Origin of the sequence: Streptomyces sp. NPDC092296 (assembly GCF_044755465.1) — a bacterium.
In the GTDB taxonomy this organism is placed as follows: domain Bacteria; phylum Actinomycetota; class Actinomycetes; order Streptomycetales; family Streptomycetaceae; genus Peterkaempfera.
Map to the genome: position 1 here is coordinate 37,094 of NZ_JBIVRB010000002.1, position 18,088 is coordinate 55,181.

9 protein-coding genes are annotated in these 18,088 nt (G+C 77.4%); all 9 read right to left on the reverse strand.

The features are described 5' to 3' along the window. A partial coding sequence (locus ACIQGZ_RS07995; RefSeq protein ID WP_402600047.1) for a beta-ketoacyl synthase N-terminal-like domain-containing protein occupies nt 1–2,918 on the reverse strand: 2,918 nt, incomplete at its 3' end. Between the two features lie 69 nt (nt 2,919–2,987). Beyond that, a complete protein-coding gene (locus ACIQGZ_RS08000) occupies nt 2,988–8,873 on the reverse strand; it encodes an SDR family NAD(P)-dependent oxidoreductase (protein WP_402600048.1) in 5,886 nt (1,961 codons plus the stop codon). Between the two features lie 30 nt (nt 8,874–8,903). Then, nucleotides 8,904–10,463, reverse strand: a complete 1,560-nt coding sequence (locus ACIQGZ_RS08005) for a PfaD family polyunsaturated fatty acid/polyketide biosynthesis protein (RefSeq protein ID WP_402600049.1) — start codon at nt 10,461–10,463, stop codon at nt 8,904–8,906. A 45-nt stretch (nt 10,464–10,508) separates the two neighbouring features. After that, nucleotides 10,509–11,519 (reverse strand): NAD-dependent epimerase/dehydratase family protein, encoded by a 1,011-nt coding sequence (locus tag ACIQGZ_RS08010; RefSeq protein WP_402600050.1) that lies wholly within the window; start codon nt 11,517–11,519, stop codon nt 10,509–10,511. Then, nucleotides 11,516–13,171, reverse strand: a complete 1,656-nt coding sequence (locus ACIQGZ_RS08015; protein WP_402600051.1) for a fatty acid CoA ligase family protein — start codon at nt 13,169–13,171, stop codon at nt 11,516–11,518. The genes ACIQGZ_RS08010 and ACIQGZ_RS08015 overlap by 4 nt, the downstream gene beginning before the upstream one ends. Nucleotides 13,172–13,176: 5 nt before the next feature. After that, nucleotides 13,177–14,199 carry a 3-oxoacyl-ACP synthase III family protein gene (locus tag ACIQGZ_RS08020; RefSeq protein ID WP_402600052.1) on the reverse strand — a complete coding sequence of 341 codons (1,023 nt, stop codon included), beginning with the start codon at nt 14,197–14,199 and terminating at the stop codon, nt 13,177–13,179. Next, nucleotides 14,196–14,474 (reverse strand): acyl carrier protein, encoded by a 279-nt coding sequence (locus ACIQGZ_RS08025; protein ID WP_402600053.1) that lies wholly within the window; start codon nt 14,472–14,474, stop codon nt 14,196–14,198. The genes ACIQGZ_RS08020 and ACIQGZ_RS08025 overlap by 4 nt, the downstream gene beginning before the upstream one ends. Further along, nucleotides 14,471–16,882 carry a hypothetical protein gene (locus ACIQGZ_RS08030; protein ID WP_402600054.1) on the reverse strand — a complete coding sequence of 804 codons (2,412 nt, stop codon included), beginning with the start codon at nt 16,880–16,882 and terminating at the stop codon, nt 14,471–14,473. The genes ACIQGZ_RS08025 and ACIQGZ_RS08030 overlap by 4 nt, the downstream gene beginning before the upstream one ends. Beyond that, a complete protein-coding gene (locus ACIQGZ_RS08035) occupies nt 16,876–17,847 on the reverse strand; it encodes an alpha/beta fold hydrolase (protein WP_402600055.1) in 972 nt (323 codons plus the stop codon). The genes ACIQGZ_RS08030 and ACIQGZ_RS08035 overlap by 7 nt, the downstream gene beginning before the upstream one ends. Between the last annotated feature and the right edge of the window lie 241 nt (nt 17,848–18,088).

The window sequence follows — 18,088 nt, forward strand, 5'->3', positions numbered from 1 at the left end:
GGGTTGTCCGCGTCGCTTGTGGCTGCGTCGTCCTTGATGACCGGCTTTAGTGGTGCTGGGTTTGGGTTGAGCGGTGCGGTTGGGGCGAAGTGCGGGTTGTGCGTGTCGGCGGTGGCGGCGCTGTCTCCGACGGTCAGCTTCGGCGGGGCGGGGTCCGGGTCGAGGTGCGGGTTGTCCGCGTCGCTTGTGGCTGCGTCGTCCTTGATGACCGGCTTTAGTGGTGCTGGGTTTGGGTTGAGCGGTGCGGTTGGGGCGAAGTGCGGGGCGTGTCTGTCGGTGGCGGGTGTGCTGTCTCCGGCGGGCGGCCCTGGTGGGGCGGGGGCCGGGTCGAGTAGTGGGTCCGGGTCGGAGTGTGGGTTGTGCGTGTCGGCGGTGGCTGTGCTGTCGCTGACGACCGGCCCCGGCGGGGCCGGGGCGAGCAGTGCGATCACCGGGTCGCCGTCGCGGCGGGCGTCCGCCAGCCGTTTGAGGACCAGCACCACGGCGGCGTCGCCGGGCGCCCCGGGGGCGTCCAGCTCGGCCAGCGCGCTGCGGTGCACCGGCTCGTCGGCCAGGTCGACGGCCCCCACCAGGGCCGCGTCCACCTCGCCGGTACGCAGCGCGCGGGCCGCCAGCTCCAGGGCGACCAGGCCGGACGCCTGCTCCGCGCAGATCACCAGGCCGGGGCCGCCCAGGTCGAGCTGGGTGCTGATCCGGTGGGCCACCAGACTGGGCATCGTCCCGGTCACCCCCGCGGCGGCCAGCGGTACGGCGAAGGCGTCCCGGGCGGCCGCGACCGTCTCGGCGTCGGCGGTGTCGCCCAGCCAGCTCGCGTCGCAGCGCCACCGGGCGCCGTAGCGGGCGGCCTGCGGGTCGTTGCCCGCGCCGATCAGTACGGCGGTGCGCTCGCGGGGCAGTACGACTTCGGCGGCGGCCTCCACTGCGGCGGCCAGCGCCAGCAACTGCCGGGGCTGCGCGGCCGCCAGGTCGGCCGGGGGGAAGCACAGCCCCTCGGCCGGCAGCTCCACCACCGCCGCCCCGGCCACCGGCGGCTCACCGGTCAGCAGCGGCTCACCGGTCAGCAGCGCCCGCCGCAGGCTCTCGGCTCCGTCACCGCCGCCGACCCGGGCACCGATGGACACGATCGCCACCGCTTGTCCGCCATGGCCCGCCTGGCCGCTGTCGCTGTCCGCTTGGCCGTTGCTGCTCGTCTGGCTGCCGCTGGCCGTCTGGCCGTCACCGCTCGCTTGTCCGTCGCCGCCCGCCTCGCCGTCGCCGCCCGCCTCGCCGTCGCCGTCCGCCTGGCTGTCACCACTCGCCTGGCTGTCACCACTCGCTTCGCCGTCGCTGCTCGGCTGGCCGATGCCGTCCACGTGGCTGTCGCTGCCCGCGTGGCCGATGCCGTTTACCTGGCCGCTGCCGCTGCCCGCCTCGCCGTCACTACCTGCTTGGGCGTCGCTGCCCGTCTGGCCGCTGTCGCCGCCCGCCTCGCCGCCATCCCCCACCCGGTCGGGGCGCGACGAATCGGCGTCGCCCGTGGATCGGGGTCCGGCCCGGTCGGGCTCGGTGGCGCCGGATGCCGGGGACATGGGCCGGGTGTCGGCGCCCGTCGCGGCGGTGCCGGGCCGGGGGGTGAGGGCGGCCGGGGTCGGGTGGGCCGGGGCGTCGGTGGGGGTGGGCCAGGCGTCGAGGAGGAGGTGGGCGTTGGCGCCGCCGAAGCCGAAGGCGTCGACGGCGGCCCGGCGCGGGCCGGGCCAGTCCTCGGCCTGGTCCAGCAGCCGCAGCGGTGTGCCGCGCAGTTCCGGGATCGGCTCGGCGGCCTCCGGCGCCGCCGGCCGCACCCCGGCCCGCATTGCCCCGAGCACCTTGAGCAGCCCGGCCATCCCGGCGGCGGCCAGCGGATGCCCGAGCTGCGACTTGACCGACCCCACCGGCACCCCGGGGCTGCCCGCGAACACCTCGGCCAGCGCCCTGGCCTCCACCGCGTCGCCCACCGGGGTGCCGGTGGCGTGCGCCTCGATCAGCGAGACCGTGTCCGGGTCGATGCCCGCCAGCGCGTACGCCCCCCGTACCGCCCGCTGCTGCCCGCGCCGGTCCGGCACCAGCAGCCCGGCACCGCGCCCGTCGCTGGACAGCCCCACCGCCCGGATCACCCCGAGCACCGGTATCCCGCCGGCCAGCGCGTCGGCCAGCCGCGTCAGCGCCACGAACCCGGCGCCCTCGGCCGGGACCAGCCCGTCCGCCTCCCGGTGGAACGGGCGGCTGCGGCCGGAGCGGCTGACCGCCGCCAGGGCGTGGAAGCCCCGGTGCAGGAACAGGTTGTCGGCCCGGTTGACGGCCCCGGCCACCATCAGCCGGGCCGAGCCGTCGTGCAGCCGGTCGCAGGCGGACTTGACCGCGTACAGGCCCGAGGCGCAGGCCGCGTCCAGCGCGAACCCGCCCTTGCCGAGGCCCAGCGCCCGCGCCGCGAGGTGGGCGGGCAGCGCGGCGCCGAACCAGTTGCGGGCGTCCGGCCGGGGCCGCCCCGCGCCCAGCCAGACCTGTTCGGCGTACCGGGCGGCGGACTCATTGGGGTAGCAGAGGTTGCCCAGCACCAGCCCGGCGTCCGGCAGCGGCCCCGGCTGCTGGTGCCCGGCCTCGCGCAGCGCCTGCCGTACGCCGTACAGCACCCAGTGGAACAGCGGGTCCAGCCCGGCGATCCGCGCGGCGTCGACCGCGAAGCCCGCCGGGTCGAACACCCCCTCGAAGCCCTGCACATAGCCGCCCACCGTGGACGGGAGCGGTTCGCCCGCCGGCCGCCGGGGCAGTCGCCAGCGGTCCCCGGGCACGGCCGACAGGCTGGACCGGCCCGCCACCACATTGGCCCAGAGCCGGTCGGGGTCCAGCGCGCCGGGCAGCACACAGCCCCGGCCGACGATGGCGATGGGTTCGAACCGCATGGTGGCGCTCCGTTCGTCGACGGTGTGGCGGGTCGGACCGGTGGCGGGTCCGGCCGGTACGGGCGGCGGTCACCCCGGGCGGCGTACCATCTCGATGCCGGTCAGCCGGAGCCGTACGGCGCCGCCCCGCTCGGTCACCACGGCGTCGCAGCGGGCGCTGTCACCGCTCACCCGGCCGCCCAGCACCACGCAGCCGGCCGGGCCGGTCAGCGGCCCCGCGCCGAACAGCCGGCACTCCTCGACCGCCATCGGCAGCGTCGCGCCGCCGAGCGTCCGCAGCCCCCACAGCAGGGCCAGCTGGAGGGCGCCGTCCAGCGCCGCCGGGTCGCCGCGCCAGTGCCCGCCCGGCCAGCCCAGCTCACGCAGGCCGACCAGCTCACCGGTCGCCCCGGCCGGGCCGACGGCCGTCAGCGAGCGCACGGCCTGGAAGCGCGGGCCGTGGAACTGGATGTCGCCGTCGTACAGCGGCAGCCCCTCCGGCGGCAGCAGCCCGCCCGGCTCGGCCAGGACCGGCAGGTCGGGCGCCGCCGCATCGGGCAGCAGCGCCCGGTAGTGCACCACCCCGCCGTCGCCCAGCAGCTCCAGCGTCAGCCCGCCGCCGCCGGGGGCGACCCGGCCGCGCACCCCCAGCAGCTGCCCGCCGGCCAGGTCGGGCAGCGTGACCTTGCGCAGCACCCGCAGCTCGCGCAGGACCAGCGGATCGTCCTCGGGCCGCCGCACCGCCGCCACCCGGGCGAACCACTCGGCGGCCAGCGCCAGCGGCAGCACCGGCACCCCGTGGAGCGCATGGTCGGCCAGGTACGGATGGCAGGCGGCGGTGACCCGCAGCTGCGCCCCGGCCGGGGCCCGGTCGGCGCCCCCCAACGGGCCCGGCCCGCCGTCCATCGCGAGGCAGACCCGGGCCTCCCCGGCCGCCGCGCCGCCCAGCTCGGCGGTGAAGGCCGCCGCCCCGGCCGCGACCGGGACCAGCTCCACCCCCGCGCCGGTCAGCAGCCCGGCCAGCGACGGCGTGACCATCCCGCCCTGCCAGGGCCCCCAGGCCAGGGACCGCACCAGGCAGCCGGGCCGCCGGACCCGCTCCACCGAGGCCACCTGGGCGAGCACCTCGTTGGCCGTCGCGTAGTCGCTCTGGCCGGGGTTGCCGAACAGCCCGGCCACCGACGAGAACAGGCAGATCAGCTGGAGCGGGTCGTCGGCGGTCGCGTCCAGCAGCGCCCGCAGCCCGCCGACCTTGGTGTCCAGCACCCGGTCCGCCTGCTCGTCGGTCTTCTCGGCGAGCAGGCCGTCGGCCAGTACGCCCGCGCCGTGCACCAGCCCGGTGACCGGACCCCAGTCGGCCCGCACCGCGTCCAGCGCCGCCCGCAGCGCCGCGCCGTCGCGGACGTCCACCGGCAGGTACCGCACCGGTGAGCCGGCCCGCTCGACCGCCGCCAGGGTCTGCCGGATCTCGCGCACCGCGAGGATGCGGCGGGCCCGCGCGGTCAGCGCCGCCGGTGTCCCGGCCGCGCCGGGCCGCCCGGCCAGCGCGCGGGTCAGCGACGGCTCGTCGGTGCGGTCCGCCAGCCCCGGGGGCTCCGGCTCCAGCGGGGTGCGGCCCAGCAGCACCAGCCGGGGCCGGTGCTCGCGCGCCAGGGCGCACAGCGCGGCGGCGGTCACCCCGCGCGCCCCGCCGGTCGCCACGATCACCGACTGCGGGCCGACCCGGGCGGGGGCGGCTGCGGTCACCGGCAGCTCGGCGGGCACCGTCCGCAGGGTGCGCCGGGTGCCGTCGGCGGCCAGCGCGACATCCAGCTCCCCGCCGCCGTGCAGCAGCTCCTGGACCAGGGCCGCCGCGACGGCCTGCGGCTCCCGGCCGCCGCGCTCGCAGTCGACCGCCTTGACCGCCGCGTCCGGCCACTCCCGGGCGGCGGTCCTGGCCAGCGCGGCGAGGCCGCCGAGCCAGGCCCGGTCGCCCTGCCGGCCGCCGAGGCCGAAGTCGCCGCCGGTGTCCTGCACGGTGACGAACAGCCCGCCCCGGACGGCCGGCCGCCGGGCCGCCGCAGCCGCCCGCCGGAACGCCTCCCGCTGCACCGCCACCGCCCGGTCGGCGCTGTCGACCGCCGCCAGCCCGTCCAGCAGCACCACCCCGGTCGCGTCATCGGGCACGCGCTGCACCACGGTGGCGGAGCAGCCGTGCGAGCGCAGCAGTCCGGCGACGCACTCCGCGATCCCCGTACCGTCGTCGGTCACCGCGATCGGACCGTCGTACAGCCCGGCCATCGCCAGCCCGCTGGGCGGCGCGGGGACGGCCCGCACCTCCGCGCGGACCAGCCTGCCGGGAACGGATGGTGACGGAACATCAGGTGGCACCGGCTCGGTACCGGTCGGGGCGGCGCCGGACCGGTCGCGGACCCGGTCGACCACCTCGCGCAGCGTACGGGCGGTGCCCAGCTCGGTGACGGCGGTCTGCGGCAGGTCGCCCAGGTCGCCGGAGAACGCGGAGAGGATCTCCACCCGCTTGATCGAGTCGATACCGAGGTCCGCCGCCAGCTCCATGTCCAGATTGAGGATGTCCACCGGGTAGCCGGTCCGCTCCGCCACCACGGCGAGGATGCGCTGCTCCAGGTCGACCGGCGCGGCCACCGGCGGCCCGGCCACCGCGACGGGCGCCACCGGCGCGGCGGGCGCGGGCGCGGGCAGGGCGGGCGCGGGGGCGGGGGCGGCGACGCCGGGCGCCGGAGCCATCACCACGGCCGGGGCGGGCGCCGCTGCGGCCGGCCGGGGCACGGGCGGCGCTTGCAGCGGCGTCGGCAGCGGCACCGGCAGCGGCGCCGGTATCGCGCCCGGCGGCTGCGCCGGGGCCGGTACGGCCGGGCTGCCCAGCAGCGCGGCCAGCGACGTCTCCGACATCCGCAGATAGGCGAGGTGGCTCTCGGTCACCTGCCGCTGGTAGTCGGCGTACGCCTCGGCCGTCTGCCGCTGGTAGTCGGCATGCGCCTGGGCGGTCTGCCGCTGGGTCTCCTCGATGAGCGCCACCAGCCCCGGGTCCACCGCCACCGGCCCGGCCGAAGCCGCCCGGAGGGCATCCCCGGCCGGTACGGCAGCGGGCGCGGCCGGAGCCGGATTCGGCGCGGGCAGCGCCGCCGCGCCACCCGGCGGGGGATAGGGCCGGCCGTAGTTGCCACCGTCGATCTGCACCGTCATCCGCCCCGGCTCCTTCCTGGTCCGCTTCGCTTCGGGGGCGTACTCCTCCCAGAGCACGCCGTAGTCGAGTTCCGCACCGGCGACGGCCAGCGCCGCCAGCGCCTCGTGCAGCCCGGTGACGCCGTCCTGCCCGGCCCGCTCGCAGCCCACCGCCAGGTGCTCCCGGCCGTCGAGGACCCGCCCCACCAGGCCGGTGAGCGTGCTGCCCGCCCCCACCTCGACGAAGGTTCGCACCCCCGCCGCGTACATCGCCTCCACCTCCGCCTGGAACAGCACCGGCGCCGCCAGGTGCCCGCTGATCCGCCGCCGCACCTCCGCCGGGTCGGCCGGATAGCGGTCGGCGGCGGCGTTCCCGTACACCGGGAGCGCGGGCGGCCCCACCGGCAGCTCCCGGACGAAGTCCGCCAGCGGCTCGGTGGCCGCCGCCACCAGCGGACTGTGGAACGCCGCGGCCGTCTCCAGCCGCCGGGTGGCGATGCCCGCGCCGGCGAACCGCTCGGCCGCCGCCTCCACCGCCTCCACCAGGCCGGACAGCACCACCTGCTCCGGCGCGTTGAGGTTGGCCGGCCACACGCCGGGCAGATCCGCGAGCACCGAGGCGACCCGCTCGGCGGTGGCGGAGACGGCCAGCATCGCGCCCGGCGCCCGCCGCGCCGCGTCCCGCATCAGCTCGCCCCGGCGCCGCGCCAGGCCCAGCAGCGCATCGGCGTCCAGCGCCCCGGCGGCATGCAGGGCGACCAGCTCACCGAAGCTGTGCCCGGCGACGCAGTCGGGCCGCAGCCCCAGCCGCTCCAGCACCGCGAGCAGCGCCAGGCTGTGCACCGCCAGCGCGGGCTGTGCCCAGGCCGTCGCGGTCAGCTCGGCCTGCTGCGCCGCCCGCTCGGCGTCGCCGAAGGCGGGCGGCGGGAAGACCACCCGGTGCAGCGGGCGGCCGTCGAACTCCCGGGTGCCCAGGCGGTCCCAGACCCGCTGCGCGACCGGCAGCCCCATGGCCAGATCCGCGCCCATGCCGGTGAACTGCGCGCCCTGGCCGGGGAAGAGGAACGCGATCCGGCCGGGCGCCGCCGCCCCCGCCGCGTACCGGACGCCCGGCGCGGCGAACGGCTGCTCCGGCCGCCGCCCGACCACGGCGGCGGCCCGGCCGACCCGGTCCAGCAGCTCGGCGGTGTCGGCGGCGACCACCGCCAGCCGCGCCGCGCCCGCCGCCCGGAACCGCTGCTGGCTCTCCCGGGCGAGCGCGGCCAGCGGCTGCTCCGGGTCGGCGGCGCGGGCCGCCGCCAGCAGCTCCTGTGGGGAGTCGGCGGCGAAGAGCACCAGCTCGCTCGGCATGCAGCGGACCCGCGCGGGCCGCTCGCCCCAGCCGGCCGGGTCCGGTCGGTACTCCTCCACCGCCACATGGAAGTTGGAGCCGCCGAAGCCGAAGCTGGAGACCGAGGCGCGCCTCGGCCGGTCCGCCGGGTGCACCCACGGCCGGGCCCGGGTGTTGAGGTAGAACGGGCTGTGCGCGATGTCCAGCCCCGGTTCGGGACGCGCCACCTTGATCGTCGGCGGCAGCACCCGGTGATGCAGCGCCAGCACCGCCTTCAGCAGCCCGGCCGCGCCCGCCGCGCACTTGGTGTGCCCGATCTGCGACTTGACCGACCCCAGCGCGCAGTACTGCTCACGCGGGTCGTCCGGGTCGGCGAAGACCTCGCGCAGCGCCGCGAACTCCGCCGCGTCCCCCGCCCTGGTCCCGGTGCCGTGCGCCTCGACCAGCTCCACCGTCTGCGGGCGGTAGCCGGCCTCCCGGTACGCCCGGCGCAGCGCCCGCGCCTGCCCCGCCGCCACCGGTGCGTACACGGCGGTGCCGCCGCCGTCCGAGGAGCTGCCGACGCCCCGGATCACCGCGTACACCCGGTCGCCGTCCCGCTCCGCGTCGGCCAGCCGCTTCAGCGCGAACATCACCAGCCCCTCACCGAGCATGGTGCCGTCCGCGTCGGCCGAGAACGGCCGGCAGTCGCCGGTCCTGGACAGGGCCGGGGTCTTGGAGAAGCAGAGGAACATGCCGATGTCGTTGGCCGCGTCGACCCCGCCGGTGAGCATCAGGTCCGCCCGGCCGAGGGTCAGCTCACCGATCGCGGCGGACAGCGCCGCGAAGGAGCTGGCGCAGGCCGCGTCGGTGGTGTGGTTGAGCCCGTGCAGGTCGAAGCGGTTGGCGATCCGCCCGGCCACCACATTGGTCAGCAGCCCGGGGAAGGTGGCCTCGCCCCACTCCGGGGACTGCGCGGTGATCCGGTCGCAGACCGCCTGCGCCGTCGGCTCCGGTATGCCGCTCTCCCGCAGCGCCCGCAGATACTGCGGCCGGTTCAGCCTGCCGTTCATCTGCGGCAGCAGCGGCAGCGCCGACGCGCCGAGGACCACGCCGATCCGGTCGCGGTCCGGAGCGGCCGCGCCCGCGCCGGCCGCCGCACCGAGGACCTGTTCGGCCACCAGCAGGGCCAGCAGCTGCGTGGTGTCGGTCGCGGACAGGCTGCTGGGCAGCACCCCGTAGGCCATCGGGTCGAAGTCGACGGGGGACAGGAAGGCGCCGCGCCGGGCGTAGGTCTTGTCGGGCGCCGCCGGATCGGGGTCGTAGTGGTCCTCGACCAGCCAGTGGTGCGCCGGCACGTCGGTGATCAGGTCGCGCCCCCGTACCACCGCCCGCCAGAAGCCCGGCACGTCGGCCGCGCCCGGCAGCAGCGCACCGAGGGCGACCACGGCGATCGGCACCGGGCGCAACTGTCGGTCGAACATGGGTCCTCCTCAGGTCGGCGGGCGGCTCGGTCAGCACAGCGGCCGGGGCCGGAAGGCGAAGGCCGCCGCCGGGACCGGTACGCCGTAGGTGCGCAGCTGGTGGGCCCGGGTCAGCACCGCGGCGCCCTCCAGCAGGTTGAGCGCGATCTGCACCACCGACCGCTCACCGGTCCGGGCCAGGAAGCTCCCCGCCGCCCACCGGTTGAACGCGCCCATCGCCGGGCCGCACCACAGCTGGTAGTCGGTCCGGCGCGCGGTCTCCCCGCTGATCGCCCAGCGGCTGGAACAGCCCAGGTACCAGCGGAAGACCAGCGCCATCCGGTGCTTGGCGTCGCGCTCGGCCCGGACCAGCTGCGCCGGGTCGCGCCGCTCCCAGAACCGCCGGGTCTCCGCCCACACCTCCGCGACCGGGCGGCCCAGCACCTCCCGCTCGATCCGGGCCAGCGCCGCCGCCGGGATGGCCTCCAGCGAGTCATGGTCCCGGTACGCCTCGTACAGCCGGCCGGCGCGGGCGGCGAACAGCGTGCCGCGCCGCAGCACCTGGAGCCGTACGCCCAGCTCGAACATGTCGGCGGCGGGCGCCATGGCGACATCGGAGACGTCCGCCGCCGCCAGCAGCTCGCGGGCGTCCGGGGAGACGCCGGACTCCTCCGCGATCTGGTTGACCGAGCCGGTGAGGACGTACGACGCGCCGAGCGCGAAGGCGGCGGCGACCGCGCCCGGGGTGCCGAGGCCGCCCGCCGCGCCGATTCTCACCGGCTCCGGGTGGCCGTACCGCTCGGCCAGCCGGTCGCGCAGCGCCAGCACGGCGGGCAGCAGCGCCGCCAGCGGGCGGTTGTCGGTGTGGCCGCCGCTGTCGGCCTCCACCGTGATGTCCTGCGCCACCGGGACGCAGCCGGCCAGCTCGGCCTCCCCGGCGGTGAGCTGCCCGCGCTCCACCAGGGCGCGCAGCAGCGGCTCGGGCGCGGGGGACAGGAACTCCGCGGCCACCTCCGGGCGGGACACCTTGGCCAGCAGCCCGGTCCGGCGGACGATCCGGCCGTCCGGGGCGCGGTGCAGCCCGGCGGCGGCGCAGCGGACCACCGCCGGGGTCAGCGTCATGAAGGCGGAGGCGGAGATCCGGGGGACCGCGCGGCGCAGCAGCAGCTCCGCGACGGCCTCCTCCAGGGCCGGTTCGGCGGGGCAGTGGATGAGGTTGACGCCCCAGTTGGCCCGGCCGGGCAGCGCGCGCCCCAGCTCGTCCACCGCCCGCTCCACGGCGGGCAGGCCCAGCCCGGCGGCGCCGAAGAAGCCGAGCATCCCGGCCCCGGTCATGGCGGCCACCATGCGGGTGCTGGCGATGCCGCCTGCCATCTCCCCGGCCACATAGGGGAACCGCACCCCGTGCGCCTCGCCGAAGGACCGGTCGCCCAGCCACTCCGGGTACAGCGGCGGCAGGGTGCCCACCACCTCCGCCCCCGGCGGCCCTGCGGCGGCCACCCCGAGCCCGCCGTCCGGGCCGCGCACCACCGCCAGCGGCTGCCGGACCTGCCGCACCGCCTCGACCAGGGCCGCCCCCGCCCCGAGGCCGTCACCGGTTCGTACGGTCATCGCTGCCCCTTCCGCTCGGCACACGCCCTCCTCGGCACGGCTGCCTCACCGCCCCTCGGCCGGCGCGGGACCGGCCGCCAGGTACGCCGCCAGCCGGCGCAGCCCCTCCTCGGTGGAGACCCGTGGCCGGTAGCCCAGGTCGCGCCGCGCGGCGGAGATGTCGAACCAGTGCGAGGTGCCCAGCTGGGCGGCCACCAGCCGGGTCAGCGGCGGTTCGGCCCGCACCCGGGCCGCCCGGTAGGCGGTCTCCAGCACGGCGGCGGCGGCCCGCGCCGCCAGCGGCGGTATCCGCCGGGTCTCCGGCGGCAGCCCGGCCGCCGCCAGCAGCGCGTTGAGCAGTTCGCCGGGGGAGCGCGGGTCGCCCTGGCTGAGGAAGTACGCCCGGCCGCAGATCGGCGCGGCGGGCTCCAGCCGGTCCAGCGCGAGCACATGCGCCTCGGCCGCGTTGTCCAGGTAGATGGTGTCCACCCGCTTGCCCTCGCCGCCGACCAGCCGCAGCCGCCCGGCCCGCGCGGCGGCCAGCACGCGGGGCAGGAAGTGCGGGTCGCCGGGGCCCCAGATCAGGTGCGGCCGCAGCACGACGGTGGCCAGCCGGGGCGAGTCGGCCGCCAGCACCAGCCGCTCCGCCACCGCCTTGGTCCGGGGGTACGCGGCGGGGAAGCGCCGCGCGTACGGCACCGACTCGTCCACGCCCTCCAGATCCCGGCCCGCGTGCACCACGCTCGGGCTGGAGGTGAAGACCAGCCGCCGGACGCCGTTGTCCAGGCAGCCCCGGATCACATGCTCGGTGCCGCGCACGTTCACGGCCCGGAACTCCGCGTCCGGACCCCAGGCACCGGCCTTGGCGGCGCAGTGCACCACCGCCTCGCAGCCGGTGATGGCGTCCGCGACCGCCTGCCGGTCCCGCAGGTCCACCGACCGCTGCCGCACACCGAGCGCGGCCAGCTCCGGATGCCTGCTGCGGCTGAGCGACCGGACCTGGTGCCCGGCCGCCACCAGCCGTGCGCAGACGGCCCGGCCCAGGAAGCCCCCGCCGCCGGTCACCAGCACCCTCATCGGACCCTCCCGGCGGCCCAGCGCGCCAGCCGCTCCCGGCCGATCTTCGCGTTGTGCCGGATGTCGACCGGAAACCCGGGGTGGAACAGCACCTGCCGGACGGCCCGTGCGTGCGGATACCCGGCGAGCAGCGCCAGCACCTCGGCGGCCACCCGCCGCCGCGCGGACCGCCCCACCCCCCGCTCGGCCTCCACACAGAGCACCGGGCGCTGGGCACCGGGCGCCCCCACGCCGACCAGCGCGCTGCGCCGCACCCCGGCGACGGTGTCCGCGATCGGCTCGACCTGCTCGGTGCAGAGGTCTCCGGCGGCGGTGCGCACCCGCTGCGACTTGCGGCCGTGGAACCAGAGCCGCCCCTGCTCGTCCACCCGGCCCAGGTCGCCGGTGCGGTGCACGATCCGCTCGCCGTCGCGGATCTTGGCGAGCGCGGTCTCGTACGGGCGGCCGAAGTACCACTCGCTGACGCTCGGTCCGGTGACGGTGATCTCACCGACCGCGCCCGGCGCGGCCAGCAGCTCATCGCTCCAGACCGGGATGGGGGCGTCCGAGACGGCGATCACCCGGACGGTGTTCGCCGCCAGCGGGCGGCCCACGCAGCTGCCCTCGCCGCGCTCGGTCGCCCGCCGGGCCTCGCCCAGCAGCTCCCGGCTCTCGATCACGCTCAGCGGCAGGCACTCGGTGGCCCCGTACGCCGAGTAGAGCAGCGCGTCCTCGGGCAGGCAGCCGCGCAGCCGCTCGGCGGTGGCCGGGGCGAGCGAGACACCGGCCGAGGTGACGACCCGCAGGGTGTCCAGCACCAGGCCGCGCCCGGTGCAGTACCGGGCCAGATTGTCCAGCAGCGACGGCGAACCGAACATGCCGGTCACCCCGAACCGGGTGATCTCGGCGGCCAGCGCCGCCGGATCGGCGGCGGCCGGGCGGACCGGGTCCAGCCCCGGGACGACCAGGCTCAGCCCGAGCACCGGCCCGGCCAGCGCGAACGGCGGGAAAGTCGACATACCGACCGTGCCCGGCTCCAGCGGGAACGCCTCGCGGGCCAGCCGCAGCTGCGCGGTGAGCTGCCGCCCCCGGTAGGCGACGGCCTTGGGCACGCCGGTCGACCCGGAGGTGAAGGCGATCCCGGCCAGGTCGTCGGGCGAGGCCACCGCGCGGGGCGGCGCAGCGTCCCCGGCGGCGGCGCACAGCCCGGCCAGCGTCGGGCCGCGCCAGAACCAGCGCCGCCCCACGGTGACCGGCACCCGGACGGTCCGCCGCCCCCAGCCCAGCACCACCCGGGCCGCGTGCGCCCGGGACACCCCGATGAACGCCTCCGGCGCCGCCTCGTCCAGGCAGGCACGCACCGCCGACCGGGCGATGCCCGGGTCGATCAGCACCGGGACCACCCCGAGCCGGGCCAGCGCCAGGAACAGCGCGGTCAGGTCGGGCCCCGGCGGCACCAGCAGGCAGGTCCGCATCCCCTGCCGCAGCCCGGCGCGGGCCAGCGCCCCGGCGTACCGCTCGCACCGCGCGGCCAGCTCCGCGTAGCTGAGCGCCGCGTACCGACCGCCGCCCACCGGGTACCGCAGCGCGACCGCGTCCGGCCGCTCGGCGGCCAGCCGCTCGAACTGGGCCGGCAAGCCGCCGGCCGCGTCCGGCTGCGGAAGCCCGGTCATCCCGGTCACCACCTCAGCACCGCGACGCCGAGGCTCAGCCCGCTGGCCAGCCCGATCAGCAGGACGTGCTCCCCCCGGCGCAGCCGCCCGCTCTCCACCGCCGTGACCAGTTGCAGCGGCAGACTGGCCGCCGCCACATTGCCGTGGTCCGCGATGGTGACCACGGTGCGGTCCTGCGGGATGCCCGCCCGCGCGCAGAACTCCGCCAGATACGGCAGCGCCGCCTGGTGCACGCAGACCACCGCGAAGTCCGCCATGGTCATCCCCAGCTCGGCCACGGTGTCCAGCAGCGGCGAGAGGTCGGCGCGGTCCAGCGCCGCCAGCAGCTCCAGCGACCTGACCTGGAACCGGCCCACCGTCACCGCGCCGGTCTCCGGATCGCGGCTGAACGGCAGCGCGGTGGTCGGCCAGGCGCTGGAGTCGGCCGTGAAGCGGTGCGCCAGTACGCCGGGGCTGTCACTGGCCTCCAGCAGCAGGGCGGCGCCGGCGTCGGAGACGGTGTGCGAGCTGCCCATGGCGATGAAGTCGTCCAGCCCCGCCAGCCGCCACTGCGCCGCCGGGGAGACATGCTCCCCGCAGGCGATCAGGACGCGGTCGTAGTGCCCGGCGCAGATCAGCGCGTCGGCCACCTCGATGGAGTTGATGACGCTGTTGCAGGCGTTGGACAGGTCGAAGACCGGACAGCGGGCGCCCAGCTTGTCCGCGACGATGTGGGCGGTGGCCGGCTCGACGGTGTCCGCGCTGGTGGCGGCGAAGATCACCAGGTCGATGTCCGAGATGTCGCGTCCGCACCCGGCCAGCAGCTTCCGTACGGCGGCCACCGCCAGGTCGGAGGCCACCCAGCCCTCGGGCGCCACATGGCGGAAGCCCACCCCGGTGAAGCGCTCGATCAGGCCGGGCGGCGGGACCAGCCCGGGGTTCAGCTCCGCGATCCTGGCCTCGACCTCCGCCGTGGTCATCCCGCCCCCGGGCAGATGGGCGGCCACCTCGGCCACCCGCGAGTGGCGCACGGCCTGCGGCGCCCTCACCGCCGCTGCTCCTCGACGGTGGCGGCGACCAGGGCGGCCAGCTCCGCCACGGTGAGGGTCAGCAGCATCCGGCTCGCGTCCAGGGTGATGCCGTACCGCTTCTCGGTGGCCAGTACGGCTTGGAGCGCCTTGAGCGAGTCGATACCCGGCAGCTCGAACACCCGGGTCGCGGCGCGGATCTGCCCCGGTTCGACGCCCAGCAGCCCGGCGAGCGTCCCGCGCAGGAAGCCGAGGATCTGGTGGTGGGCGACGGCGTCAAGGGGTTCGGACGTCATCGGGCGGGCTCCTTCGCGGTCTGGTCGTCGTCGGCCGGGCGGGCCCCGGCTGCGTGGCCCTTGGCCGGGTGGGTGTCGGCTGGGCGGGCGTCGGTCGTACGCGCGTCGGGGGCGCCCGGGGCCTGGCTGGCGCCGGGCAGGAACGGCGTGAGGTCCAGCGGCAGGCCGTTGCTGACCAGCCGGGCCAGCAGCCGGGCCACGCTGCGGTCGGCCGGTACGCCGCGCCGCTCGACGGCCTCGGCCACCTGGGGCCGCCCGGCCAGGCAGTCCGGTATCCAGCGGGTGCAGTCGCCGCCGGGGCCGACCTCCAGGAAGTAGCGGTACCCGCTCAGATAGGCGGCCCGGACCAGGCGCGGGAAGTCGACGGTCCTCCCCATCACCCCCAGCACCTCCGGGAGCAGCCCCGGATCGTCGTCGGCGGTCAGCGGCCGGTAGCCGTGCGCGCTGAACAGCTCCACCCCCGGCGCGGGGGCGAGCCGCCCGCCGAGCTGTCCGGCCGCCTGCCCGGCCCGGACCAGCGGGGTGTGGAAGAGGTGGCTGTGCGCGGAGGCGATGCTCGGCACGCCCAGCTCCGCCACCAGCGCCGCGCACTGCGCCGGGTCACCGGCGATCACCACCTCGCCGGGGGTGTGGACATGGGTGAGGTGGACCCGGTCGAACCGGCCCAGCCGCGCCCTGACCTCCGCCGGCCCGGCGAAGACCACCCGCGACCCCCACACCTCGCGGTCCGGCACCGTCTCCGGCAGCCCCCACGCGGCCCGCACCACCCGGTGGGCGCCGGCCACCCCGTCCCGGAGGAGCGGGATAGCGGCCAGGCCGTCGAGCGAGCGCCGGTCATGGGTGAGCCGCCCGGTCGCCGTCAGCATGCTGAGCTCACCGAGGCTGTAGCCGAGCGCGCCGTACCGCCGCAGGCCGAGCAGCCGCCGCAGCAGCCGGGTGTGCAGCAGCGCGAACAGCATCCCGAGACCGCCGAGCCCGACGGTGTCGGCCCGCAGCTCCTGCTCCAGGGCGGCGAGTTCGGCGTCGGTGGCGTCCTTGCCCAGCAGGCGGTACGCCAGGTCCGCGTACCGGGTGCCGCCGCGCTCCCACACCGACGGATCGCCGTCGCCCGGCGCCCCGGGGAAGCAGCGCAGCAGTCCGCTCCCCAGCCCCGGGTACGGACCGAACAGGCCGGGGAAGACCAGTGCCACCCCGCCGTCCGGGCCGATCGGCCGGGCGGCGCAGTGGCTGCCGGCCGGGGTGCTCCAGTCCCGGCCCGCCGCCAGGGTGGGCGGCAGGGAGGAGAGCGCGAGCCCCAGCTCCCGCGCCGCCGACCGCGGGGTGACGCAGAACACCGCGCGCAGCGCCGCCCCCGGCAGCTCCCGGACGGCCCGGTCGGCCAGCGCCCGCAGGTCGGCGCCGCCGGCTGCCGCCTCCCGGGTACGGGCGACGGCGCGCAGCAGGTCGTCGGCGTCCCGGCCGCACACCGGCAGCAACGCCAGCTCGGTCACCCGCGCCCAGTCGGTGTGGACCAGGGCGCCCCGCTCGTCGGCGCCGGACAGCAGCAGGTGTTCGCGGCGGTCGCCGGTCGCGGCGGTCACCGCCGCCCGGCGCGGCCCGGCGGCGGTCCGCAGCCATGGGTGGCTGCCGCCGGGCAGGTAGCACCCGGGGCCCGCTCGCAGCCCGGCGCCCGGGGCGGCCGGCAGATAGCAGTGGTGCAGGCAGAGGACGGCCCGCAGTACGGCGGTGAGCAGGCCGCACGGGCCGGCGCCCCCGGTCGGGGCGAGCGCGGCGTGCCGTAACCCCACCGCCTCCGCCGACCACACCCGGGACAGCTCGACCGCGACCGCCTGCCGCTGCGGGGCGTCCGAGCCGTGCACCCCGACGTACTCGACCGACCCGGGGTCGCTGTCCGCGCCGGGCGGCCCGGCCGCCACCGCGTCCAGCAGCGCGTAGACCGGGCGGTGGCCGCGCTCGGCGGCGGTGAGCAGCAGGGCCACCGCGCCGCCCGGGTCGGCGGCGCAGAGCAGCACGCGTTCGGCGCGGCGCAGCAGCCGCCGGACCCGGCCCAGCCCGTCGACCAGGCCCGTGCCGCGCTCCACCCGGACGGGCCCGGTCAGCCCCAGCCGCCCGGCGGCGCTGCGGACCCGCTGCGGGTCCGCCCCGGCCCCGGCCAGCACGACGGCCGCGGTCCCGCCCCCGTACCCCTGCCCGCCCCCGTACCCCTGCCCGCCGCGCAGCGCCTGCCCGGCCGCCGCCACCAGCGAGGCGCCGTCGTCGGCCCCGGCCGGGAGGTCCGTCCCCGCCGGGTCGTCGGCCCGGCCCGCGAAGAGGGCGCGCTCCAGGGCGTCCACGGTGCCGAACGGCCCGGTGTGGCAGCCCAGGCCGACCACGGCCAGGCGCGGCGGCCGGGCCGCCGCCGTCACCACCGCCGCTCCTGGGTGCCCTCGGCCGGCAGCCCCGGGCCGCCACCGTCCAGGAAGGCGCGGATCTGTGCCACCAGGTCGTCCGCCCGGTCCTCCAGGACGTAGTGGCCCGCGTTGCGGTAGAGCCGGCCCGCCGCGTGCGGGAAGCGCCGCCGCCACTCGGCGAGGAAGGCGCGCCGGAAGACCGGGTCGCGGCCGCCCCAGCCGATGAACACCGGCCGGTCGGCGAGCAGTTCGGTGGCGCGCTCGGCGGCCCGCAGTCCGGCCCAGGCCGGGTCGGCGGGGGAGAGCGGGATGTCCTGGACGAACCGCAGGATCGCCAGCCGGTCCTCGGGCACGGCGTACGGCGCCAGGTACGCCTCCCTGGTCCGGCGGTCCATCCGGCGGGTCACCCCGAACCGGGCCGCGCCCCGGGCGAAGGCGTTGCGGTGCAGCACCAGATCCCGGGCGGTGGCGGTGTTCCTGACCGCCCAGAGCGCCAGGCGCAGCGTCGGCGGCAGCCGCCGGCCGAACGGGCTGGGGAAGGCCGCCGTGTTGAGCACCACCAGCCGGGCGACCAGGTGCGGGCGGCGGGCCGCCCAGGCCATGCCGATCGGCCCGCCCCAGTCGTGCATCACCAGCGTCCAGCCGGTGGTCGGCGCGCCCCGGCGGGCGATCAGGTACGAGGTGAGCGCGTCCAGGTCGTCGACCCGCGAGTCGAGGGTGTACGTGTAGTCGCCCTCGGCGGGCCGTGATGAGAGCCCCATGCCGACGTGGTCGGGGACGATGCACCGGTAGGAGTCGCGCAGCCCGGTGACCAGCCGCCGCCAGTGGTAGCTCCAGCTCGGATTGCCGTGCAGCATCAGCACCGGGGGCCCGCCGCCCTCGTCCAGGTAGTGCTGGCGGTAGGGGGCGCGGTCGAACCAGTGCGAAGCGAATGCGTAATCCGCCGATTCCTCCGTCGATATCGGTTCTCCGGGTCCGGCCATGCGCAATCGCCATCCGTTCCGGCGTCGTCGGCATCTGCGCGGACACCATGGCACGCACGCCCGGTTGGACTACAGAGGCAGGTAATCCGTAAGAGTGGAAGATGGCCGCTTTGTTCACCCTCAGGGGTAGATCATCCGAATAGCGCTGCGGAATCGGCTAAAGGCGCGCTAAAGCGCTGACGCGCCAGGTCCGCTGCGGTGCAGCCCGCCGGGCCTTTTCGCGGCGAAACGAGTGCAAGGT